Genomic DNA, 10,503 nt, shown 5'->3' with positions numbered 1-10,503 from the left:
TGAAACACCAAAGCAGCGCAGTCCCGTGTGAATCATGGGATTGCGCTGCTTTTTTGAAATTCTATGAATAATCCAGGATGTAATAATAATCCGCGCTTTCCTTGCCCAAATCAAACCGCGTCGGGTACGTGTTGTCGACAAACAAGCCGTATGCCCGCCCCTGCGTTAAGCCGATCACAAACGGAATACTCTTGTACAGCCGCGCCAGGTCCTCCTGATGCGGGCGGCCTTCATCCGTGTTCCAATTTTCCCAGGCATAGCCGCGCTTGTCCAAAAAGCCGGCGTGATCGCCGAGCCCGTACAGATGCTCATCCGGCCGAAGCGACTTGACGATCTCAAGCGGCGCCACCCCTGGCACATCCGTCAGCGAGTGGTCCTGCATCGCCACCGCCGACGCATCCAGGTTCTCGGCGCTGGCGATCTGCGGATCCGTATCGCGCACCAGCGGCGTCCGCGCCCCGCGAAAGTCCTGCACCATCGCCGTGCCATCCGGGTAAAACGCATCGATATGGCCCGCCTCATCAACGGTCACCACCACCGCCTTCGTGGCCAGCCGCATGCCGTCTGCGGTCTCATCGATCGTCAGCGCAAAATCTTCGGCTTCCATCGGCACTGTTGCGTACGAATGCGGTAAGTCGCCGCCATTGCGCACCTGAATGATGTTCGGCCGCAAAGCGCCAACAGCAAACTGGCGGCCATCCGCCAAAGTCAGCCAGGCAAAACGCCCGCGTTTTTCAATAATCATAAGCGCACTCCCTCAAATCAATTCATTATATTGTCACGCGCCTAGGAATCGCACCAGACATCCGGCCATCCCGCTAGGCACATCCACTGACCCCATGCGGCGCATTTAGAACCACACCAACCGCATTTCTTCTGCGGGTCCAGTACATTTTAGCGAACCGTTTCACAAATGAAAGCACTCGCGGCCAAAAAAATAGCGGACAGGCCACAAACGCCCATCCGCCGCGAAATAAATCGTTAAATTTCTTGATATGTGCCCGTAGACCCACTATAGGCAAACTGATGCGCGACCCCGCCGACTTCCACGAAGACCGTGTCGTAATGCTGGGCCAACCCATCGACACTCAGCGCGACCCGCAACCCGTTGTCATCGACATCGATCACATAGCGGTTGAAGGCTCCATTTTGATAGGCAAAATCCGCGCCGTTGTCCTGATAATGCTCATAATGGCCATGCGTGCCGAAGACCTTGAAGCCAATCGTGTCCTCTGTGGCCGGATCCACATATTCAACCAGTGGCCGAAGCGGCAGGATGCTATTGTTTTTCACAAACAGCGGCAAGTGGTCCAGCGGGGCGGCCACGACATAATAGTCGCCACCTGTGTAAGCCTCGCCGGTCCAATAATCCAGCCACTCGCCCGCCGGCAGGTAGACCATCCGGTGATCAACGCCCGGCTCGACCACCGGCGCCGCCAGCAAGGTCTCCCCGACCAAAAATTCATCGTTGATGGTCTGCGCGGTCGCGTCATCTTGATAATGCAGCACAAGGGGCCGCATCACCGGCAGACCGGTGCGCGTGCCGGCTTCAAACAGATCGTACAACAGATCCAGCAAGCGGTAGCGCAATTCCAGCATCTTGCGATAGATCGCCAAGGTGGGCTCGCCGAAGACCCAAGGCTCCTGAAGCGGCGTGCCGATTGCCGAATGGTTGCGCAGCAGCGGGGAAAAGATTGCCGCCTCGATCCACCGCGTCAACAGTTCCGGCGTCGCGCTTTCACCAAAGCCGCCGATATCGGTGCCGGCAAAACTAAAGCCGGAGAGCCCCAGATTGGTGAGCTGCGGAATGACCAGCCGCAATAGCGCCCAGGTCGAGCGATTATCGCCGGTCCACACCGTCGCGAATTTTTGCGTCCCACTGAAGGCCGCGCGCGTAATGATGAACGGCCGCTTGCCTGTTTTCGCCTTCATCCCCGCATAGGTCGCGCGGGCCATGTTGTGGGCGTAAACGTTGTGCAGTTCCAGAATCGTGGTGCCATGGTCCTCATCCGTCAACGCCACATCATCCGGCAGTGGCCCGTCGAAGCTGGCCGGCTCGTTCATGTCGTTCCAGATGCCACTCACGCCATTGCCCGTGAGAAAATCGGTATTGTGCGCCCACCACTTGCGAACGGCCGGCGCCCCAAAATCGGGGAACACCGACTTGCCCGGCCAGACCCGGTTCACATACAGCTGGCCGGCCGCGTCCTTGGCAAAATAGCCATGCGCGACGCCTTCATCATAGACGCGATAGCCAGGATCCTGCTTGACCCCCGGATCGATGATCGTGACGACCTTCACGCCGTCTTCGCCGAGCTGCGCGACCATTTCCTTGAAGTCGGGAAAACGCTTGGGATCCGTCGTGAACACGCGGTACCCATCCATGTAATCGATGTCGAGGTGAATCGCATCAAACGGCAGGTGGTACTGCCGCATTTTCGCCGCGACCGTTTCGACCGTCTGGCGATTCATGTAGCTCCAGCGACTCTGCTGGTACCCCAGCGTCCATTTTTGCGGCAGCGGCGTGGTCCCGGTCAACCAGGTGTACTCGCCCACCACGTCTGGCATGGCCGGCCCGGCGAAAATGTAGTAGTCCAGCCGGCCCGCCACCGCATTGTAATAGAAGTAATCGCGGCTTTCGCGGCCAAGGTCCAGCCGACTCGGAAATGTGTCTGGGAAAAACAGCCCGTATGCGCGGTCCTCATGCAGGCCGATGACAAACGGAATGCTCTTATACAGCCGCACCAGGTCTTCTTGATGCGGTGTCGGGTCATCCGAGTTCCAATTTTCCCAGGCGTACCCACGCTTGTCAGTGAAGCCCGTCTTGTCGCCCAAGCCGTAAAAATGATCGTCATCCGCCAAGGTGAACGCCACCTCGATCGGCGTGGCGCCTGGCACATCGGAGACATGATGCTCGCCGACCATGGCGTGGCGCGCCGCCGCATGTTCGGCGTCGGCTAGCGCCGGATCCGCGTTGGTATCAAGCGGCTGACGGCGGCCGCGATACGCCGTCACCACCGGTTGAGCCGAAGCATCGACGACATCCACATACCCCACGGCATCCATCGTCAGCGTCAACGCCGACGTGGCCAGCGTCACATGGTCGCCGTGATCATCGACGACCACCGCAACGTCTTGCGCCTGCCCGCTCACCACCTCGCGATTATGCGGCGCGGGAACCGCAGCGTCATACACATGCAAAATTTCCGGCGTCAGCGCCGTCACGCCGCGTTTTCGCCCATCGGCCAATGTGATCAGCCAGGTGCTCGGTTTCTCGGTGCTTTGAATGGTGATCTCACTCACAATGAATAGCCTCCATGACCGCTAGTGCTGTGCGTTGAAAGCGGCCTCAATTTGGCTCAATTGTAACGCAGCGGTGGTCGGAACGATATAGTCGGCTTGCGCCAAAACAGTCTTGTCACCAATGCCCACGGCGAATTGGCCCGCTGCCTTGATCGCCGCCACCCCGGCCGAGGCGTCCTCGAACGAGACCACCTCATCTGCCTGCAGCCCCGCGAGTTCCTGGGCCCGCACATAGATCTCCGGATCGGGCTTGCCGCGATGCAGCGTGGCCGGATCCACGATACCATCAAAATCATCGGCGATCTTCAGCTGGCGCAAAATGGTCGGCGCATTTTTTGACGCCGAGGCAATGATCATTTTCAGCTGCTTCGCCTTCGCATCCGCCAACAGCTGGGGGATCCCAGGCAAAATATCGGCTGGGGTCATGCTTTTGATTGCCTCGACATACATCGCGTTTTTCTTGGTCGCCAGTGCTTCCTTTTCCGCCTCGGTGAAGCGGTCTTCCTGGCCGGCCCCACGCAAAATAAAGTCCAGCGAATCCATCCGCGAGCGGCCGCGCAAGCCATCGTTGGCTTCGGGCGGCAAGGTGATGCCAATCGATTCGGCAACCTTGCCCCAGGCGGCGAGATGGAACTTCGCCGAATCCGTCAACACCCCATCCAGATCAAACAGTAAGCCTTTTAGCATAATAGTCTCCTCTTCTTAAAAAAGCGCCGCGCCATTTCCAGCGCGGCGCCAGCCAATTAATTTTCAGCTGCCGGCAATGCTACAGCCTTGCCGTTAATGACAACGGTCAGTGCCGGGCCGGCCACCAACGCGATGTCCGTGCCTTCGCGGGTGACCGAGATCGCCAGCGTGCGCCCGCGGTACAGGATCTTGAAGCTGTAATGCGTCCAGTCCTTTGGCAAAAACGGCTTGAATGACAGTTGATCATCGTTGTCGCGCATCCCCGCAAAGCCCTGGACGATTGCGAGCCACGAGCCGGACATCGAGGTGATGTGCAACCCGTCTGTCGTGTCGTTGTTGTAATTGTCCAGATCCAGCCGCGCGGTGCGGGCATACAACTCGACGGCCTTGTCTTCCTTGCCAAGCTCCGCCGCCAAGATCGCGTGAATCGAGGCACTCAACGAGCTTTCATGCACCGTCAGCGGTTCGTAAAAGTCGAAGTTCTTCTCCTTTTGTTCGCGCGTGAAGCGGTCATTCAGGAAATAGATGCCCTGCAAGACATCCGCCTGCTTGATGTACGGGCTGCGCAGAATGTGATCCCAGGACCAGTGCTGATTAATCGGCCGTTGATCGGCAGGAATGCTGCTGGCCGGGCGCAGGTCCTTGTCCAGGAACGTGTCGTGCTGCACGAAGATGCCAAGGTCCTTGTCTTCCGGAAAATACATCCGGTCGATGATGTCCTGCCAGTGCGTCTTTTCCGCATCGGAGACCGCCAATTTTTCAACGACAGCCTTGTCCGCTTTCGGCAGGCGCGCCAGTGTGTATTGCAGCGTCCACTGGGCCATCGTGTTGGTGTACCAGTTATTGTTGACGTTGTTTTCATACTCGTTGGGCCCGGTGACACCATGGATCATGTACTGGCCTTTGCGCTGGGAAAAATGCACCCGGTCCGCCCAAAAGCGGCTGATGCCAACCAACACATCGATGCCCGTTTCGTTGACATAGGACTCATCGCCTGTGTAATCGGTGTACTGCTTGATGGCAAACGCGATTGCCCCATTGCGGTGAATCTCCTCAAACGTGATCTCCCACTCGTTGTGACATTCGATGCCATTGAACGTCACCATCGGAAACAGCGCCCCGGCAAGACCCTGTTGCTGGGCGTTGTGATATGCGCCGGGCAGCTGGTCGTGGCGATATTGGAGCAGCGCGCGGGTCACATCGGGCTTGGTCGTGGCCAAATACATCGGCACGATATAGGCCTCGGTGTCCCAATAGGTCGCGCCACCGTATTTTTCGCCGGTGAAGCCCTTTGGCCCGATGTTCAGCCGTTTATCCTCACCATAATACGTCATGAAGAGTTGGAAAATGTTGAAGCGGATGCCCTGTTGCGCGGCCTCATCGCCGTCGATCACAACATCCGACAACGCCCAGCGCTTCGCCCAAATAGTCGTCTGCGCATCGAGCAACCCGGCCCAGCCAGCCTCCAGTGCCTGCGCCATCAGCGTCTCCGCCGCCTCAGCCTGAGCCTCCGTTGGCACATCACGGCTCGTGACCACAATCACTGTTTTGACCAGCTCCGCCGTCTCGCCGGCAGCCAGCGTGAAGCTCGCCTCGCGCTGGACCCGGCCACTGGTTGAGGTGGCGGTGCCTTGAAGCGGCTGGCCGTTCAGCGTGGTGTGTTGTTTGAGCAACACACTGAATTGTGGCACCTTGAACGGATTTGGCTTGGTGATCAACTGAATGGTCTCCGCCTCACGATTTTCACCCAGCGGCTGCCAGAAACTATCCTCGTAATTCGAGTCTTCGTTGACGACATTGCCATCAAGCGCCGGGGTCGCCGTGAGCGTCGCCGTCCCCGTCAAGGCCTCGGCGGTCAGCTTGATCAGCCCCGCTTCCTTGATCTCGTTGGATAAGAAGCGCTGGAAGGTGAGCCGAACCTTGGCGCCGCCTGCCTCGACGACGAAGCTGCGCGTCAGCAGGCCCTGGTGCATGTCCAGCTCGAGGGAAAAATCACTCGGTCGAAGGGTCGCCAGATCAATTTTCACGCCATTGAGCGTCAGCCCGAAGTCGATAAAGCTCGGGGCGTTGATTGCCTTGCCAAAATACTCGGGATACCCATTTTTCCACCAGCCAACGCGGGTCTTGTCTGGATACCAGACGCCGGCCAAGTAGGTGCCTTGCAGGTGGTCGCCGGAATAGCCTTCCTCAAAGTTGCCGCGCATGCCCATGTAGCCGTTGCCGATCGCGGTCAGGCTCTCCTGGAGGCGCTTGTCTTCGGGGTTCAGCGTGCGACTTTTGATCACCCAAGGATCGATCTCAAAAATTCGTTTCATATGTCTTCACTTCTCCTTGTCACTGTTCACATTCCTAAGCGTAAAGGCAGCCAGGCGGCACGACAACAGACGCCTTGGTGTTACCGATAACAACATCACCGGTCGAAAAAAGCGGGGCAATACGCGTTTGTCCCGCTTTTTTGGTGCGCCTTGTGGTTGGCGGGCGCTGGGTTATTGGGAAAATGGGTGCGGAGGGCCGGGGTGGCGGTGCGTTGGTCGTTCTGGTTGCGTGCGCCAATATGTTAGATTGGCGCTCCGCCATTTCGCGCCACCAGTTGCGGACGTCCGCCATTTCAGAATCGTCGTGCTCCAGCCCGCATGGTCGAGACATCTAGGTCGCCTCACACACTGGCCTAAGACCGGTCCAATGCGCAAGGCGAGCCTAGCTGCACGACCATAACCGCGGGCTTCCGCACTGGTTCTCATCCTCGTGCTGCGCCCCGCATGACCGGCGCATCTAGCAACGTCAATCACTCTGCTCGCAAAGGACGCGAGCAAAGCGCTTGCCGCAGCTAGCTGTCCGGTCATAAGCGCGGGTCTCCGCACTGGTTATCCTTTATCCGCGCCCTGTGTAATGCCGTTCACGTAGAACTTCTGCATGATCACGAAGATGATGGTGATTGGGATGGCGATGATCACACATCCTGCGATGAACTGCGCGAAGTAGGTGGTTGAGGCGCCTTTTGCGCTGTGCAGCATGTTGTACAGGCCATACGCGATGGTGTAGTCCTTTGGGTTGCCGGATGAACTCAGGATGATCCCTGAGAAGATGAAGTCGACCCATGGCGCCATGAAGGTGGTCAAGGCGGTGTAGACGATCATCGGGCGCGACAGCGGCAGGCCCACGTGAATGAAGCTTTGCCACTTGGTTGCGCCATCCATCACGGCCGCCTCATCGATCGCGATCGGAATGGTGTCGAAGAACCCTTTTGCAATGTAGAACCCGAGGCCCGCGCCACCGATGTAGACCATCGTCAAACCGGCCAGGTTCAGCATGTTGAAGGACTTCAGAATGTAGTACAAGGCGATCATCGACATGAACCCAGGGAACATCCCCAGGACCAAGGCAATCTGCAGAAACGGCTTCCGGAATTTGAAACGCAGCCGAGACAGCGAATACGCCACGGAGATCGTTACAAAGGTCGACAGCACCATGGAGACCAAGGAGACCACCAGGGTGTTGCGGATCCAGTACAGGAATGGGAACTGGCTGTTGGTCAAGATCCCGACATAGTTTTGAATGGTGAACTGCTCCGGCCAGATCGTGGAAATAAAGCCCGTGTCGTTATAGGAAAAACTCGCGAGCACGATCCACACGATTGGAAACAGCCAGACCAGCGCCAAGAAGATCAACAACACATAACGCGAGATCAAGGAGACGCGTTGACGTTCATGATAAGATTTCATCTCGTTAGCCCTCCTTGAATGCGTTTGTGCGACGGTATGCCAGCAGCGAGAACACCGCACTGATGATGAAGATCAAGATCCCCAAGACCGCAGAGGCGTTGTAGCGCTGCAGCTGCCCGAATGTCAGATTATACAACCACGTGACAAGCAGGTCGGTATCGCCGGCACCGTTGTAGTTGTTGTTCATCGGATACCCGCCCGTCAACAGATAGATGACGTTGAAGTTGTTGATGTTGCCGATGAACTGCTGGATGAGACTCGGCGCCATGACGAACAAGATCTGCGGGAACGTGATGTGGCGGAAAACTTGAAGGGGACCCGCCCCATCCATCCGCGCCGCTTCGATCTGATCTTGCGGCAGGTTCTGAATGATCGCGGTGGAGACCAGCATGGACACCGGAATCCCGATCCACATGTTGACCACGATGACCGTGGCCCGCGCGACCCACGGATTGGCGGAGGCGCCGATGAAGTTGATCGCGTGATCGATCCAGCCCCAGCTGAGCAGCAAGTTGTTCAGTGGCCCTTGCAGATCAAGGAACTGCGCCATCAAAAGTAGTGACACGAATTGCGGCACGGCGTACACGATGATGAACAGCGTGCGCCAGAAGCCTTTGAAGCGTATTCCTTTTGATTCGATCAGCATCGCCAGCAAAACGCCGAAGAAGAACGTGGTGGCCGTGGCCATCACCGCCCACAGCAGCGTCCAACCCAAAACTGGGAAGAACGTGCCGGCCAGGTCCCCGGAAAGGACTTGCCCGAACGCCTGGAACCCGGTCCAGGAAAAGGCGATCGCGTGCTCGCGGTTATAATTAGTAAACGCCATCGAGATCATGTACATCGTCGGCAAGACGGTGAAGGCCACAATCAAAATGATTGGAATGGTCATCAACGTCGCGTGCAGGCGGGTATCAAACAGGGACTTGAGCTCCTGTTTGTTGGTCTCGATCGTTTCATGGTCGCGGTCTGCGACATAAAGATTGCGGGTCGAGCGCAAGTTGAAGATATACAGGCCGATCAGCGCCGCCAAGATGATCAGCGCCAGCACCCCGAACAGCAGGATGACCACCGAATTGCTCGGCAACTTGGTGATGTAGATCCCCTGGGCGTTGTCGAAGACCACTTTTTTGGCCTTGATCGGGCCCAGCGAGGTGAAAAGCGACAGCTCACTGATCCCAGTGTGGATGAGCCAAACGAAGAAGCCGACTTCGATGAGTAAAAAGGCCAGGCCTTTTGCCCATTGTTTGTGCTTCAACTGGCTGGCCCCCATCACGACGAACGAGAGCTTGGTCGCCCAGTCGCCTTTGGTGAAGACTTCCCTGTATGTCGCTGCGGGCTTGCGCTTATTTTTTCTCTTAAACATAGAACCTTCTCCTTTTAAGAGAAAAGGTTGAGCGCACGGCCCAACCTTTGCTCGAGCGTCTTAAATTACTTCTTCGAAATGGCGTCTTGGAACTTCTGGAGCTGCGTCATGTAGTCGGCCGCCTTGATGGAGCCGGTGTACGCGCCGTTGGTCAGCGCCGCCGCATCATTCCAGACCGTTGCCATTTGCGGCATCTTCGGCATCAACGTCGAAACGGCGGACTGCTTGTCGACCGCAACGGCAACCGGATCAGCCTTTACATCAGAGGCATCAAGGGCTTCCTTGTTAACAGGAATCTGACCTTGGCTCTTGTAAAGTTCGGTCTGACCAGCCTTGTTGGTGACCCAAGCGGCCAACGTCTGGGCGGCCTTTTGGTTCTTGGTCGCGGTGTGCGAGTTGACAGCGAAGGCCATCACGCCGATAAATGCCTGCATCTGCTTTTGCTCGCCATTGATGGTCAGCGTTGGCAGAGTCGTCACAGCGAAGTTATCGCCGAGCAAGTTCTTGATGTTCGTGGCATCCCATGGGCCGTCGATGATCGCGCCGACCTTGCCAGCCTTGAGCTGGTTCAACGCGTTGGACGTCTGCATGACACCCTTGTTCGCCTTTTGCTGTGCGAACCACTTCATCGCGGCCACGCCTTCGTCGGAAGCAACCGTGGAGCCGTCCAGTGTTTCGCCATCATCGCCGTAAAGCTTGGTGCCGGCGGTCAGGAAAACAGGATAGACGTTGTATGGCACGGTGAAGTCCAGCCCGATCACACCTTTAGCCGTCAAGCTGTCCCAAGACTTCACATCGTCTGCGGACAATTTGCTCTTGTTGTAATAAAGGATGTTGGCTTGCTGAGCCCATGGATAACCGTACATCTTATCCTTCCAGGTCATCGCAGTGGCGGCCATGTCGATGTTGTCGGCCTTGACTTCCTTTTCTGCGTCTGGCGACAGCGGATTGATGTAGCCGGCTTCAGCCATTTGCCCCAGCTGATCATTTGGCACCTGGAAAACATCCGCAGCCTTGGCTGGGTCCTTGCCGACATCCGTCTTCGCGTTGGATGAGCCGTTCGGGCTTTGCGTCAGCTTAACGTTGACATCCGGGTACTTCTTTTCAAAACTGGCGACCAGTTTCTTATAAGACGGCACCTGCGCGGTATCGACCCAGAGGGTGACATCGCCGGAGATCTTGGTGGCAGTAGAGCTCTTCGTCGAGCTATCGCTGGACGACGAACCGGAGCCGCAAGCTGCGAGCAGCGTGATCGCAACCAGCGATGCGCTCCCCATGATGACCTTTTTCCATAACTTCATAATGCTATTCCTCCCTAATGAAATAGACTGATAACGCCTAACTTGAAGTGTCGATAAGTGAGCTCATATGATTTTAAAAATTGGTCTAGCCAAAATTATTTCATCTAAGTTCGCCTGTCGCTGCCTT

General features: G+C 57.0%; 7 protein-coding genes. All 7 read right to left on the bottom strand.

Annotated features, from left to right (window positions below):
* Positions 1–61 precede the first annotated feature (61 nt).
* Positions 62–745, bottom strand: coding sequence for a hypothetical protein (locus EKM95_RS09185; RefSeq protein ID WP_125697729.1), 684 nt, complete (start codon positions 743–745; stop codon positions 62–64).
* Between the two features lie 236 nt (positions 746–981).
* Positions 982–3,303 carry a glycoside hydrolase family 31 protein gene (locus EKM95_RS09180; RefSeq protein ID WP_125697727.1) on the bottom strand — a complete coding sequence of 774 codons (2,322 nt, stop codon included), beginning with the start codon at positions 3,301–3,303 and terminating at the stop codon, positions 982–984.
* Between the two features lie 21 nt (positions 3,304–3,324).
* Positions 3,325–3,990 (bottom strand): beta-phosphoglucomutase, encoded by a 666-nt coding sequence (pgmB, locus tag EKM95_RS09175; RefSeq protein WP_125697725.1) that lies wholly within the window; start codon positions 3,988–3,990, stop codon positions 3,325–3,327.
* Positions 3,991–4,046: 56 nt separating this feature from the next.
* Positions 4,047–6,305: a glycoside hydrolase family 65 protein gene (locus EKM95_RS09170; RefSeq protein WP_125697723.1), complete on the bottom strand. Its 2,259-nt coding sequence runs from the start codon at positions 6,303–6,305 to the stop codon at positions 4,047–4,049.
* A gap of 549 nt (positions 6,306–6,854) precedes the next feature.
* On the bottom strand, positions 6,855–7,712 hold the full coding sequence (locus EKM95_RS09165; RefSeq protein WP_125697721.1) for a sugar ABC transporter permease: 858 nt from the start codon (positions 7,710–7,712) through the stop codon (positions 6,855–6,857).
* 4 nt (positions 7,713–7,716) lie between these two features.
* A complete protein-coding gene (locus EKM95_RS09160) occupies positions 7,717–9,075 on the bottom strand; it encodes a carbohydrate ABC transporter permease (protein WP_125697719.1) in 1,359 nt (452 codons plus the stop codon).
* Positions 9,076–9,140: 65 nt separating this feature from the next.
* The gene (locus tag EKM95_RS09155) at positions 9,141–10,376 is read right to left on the bottom strand and encodes an extracellular solute-binding protein (protein WP_125697717.1); all 1,236 of its coding nucleotides are present in this window, start codon (positions 10,374–10,376) and stop codon (positions 9,141–9,143) included.
* Positions 10,377–10,503: the final 127 nt, after the last annotated feature.

Source organism: Lacticaseibacillus yichunensis, assembly GCF_003946405.1.
Taxonomy (GTDB): Bacteria; Bacillota; Bacilli; order Lactobacillales; family Lactobacillaceae; genus Lacticaseibacillus; species Lacticaseibacillus yichunensis.
Note: the sequence above shows the minus strand (reverse complement) of the source record. Positions and strands in the feature narration are given on the sequence as shown.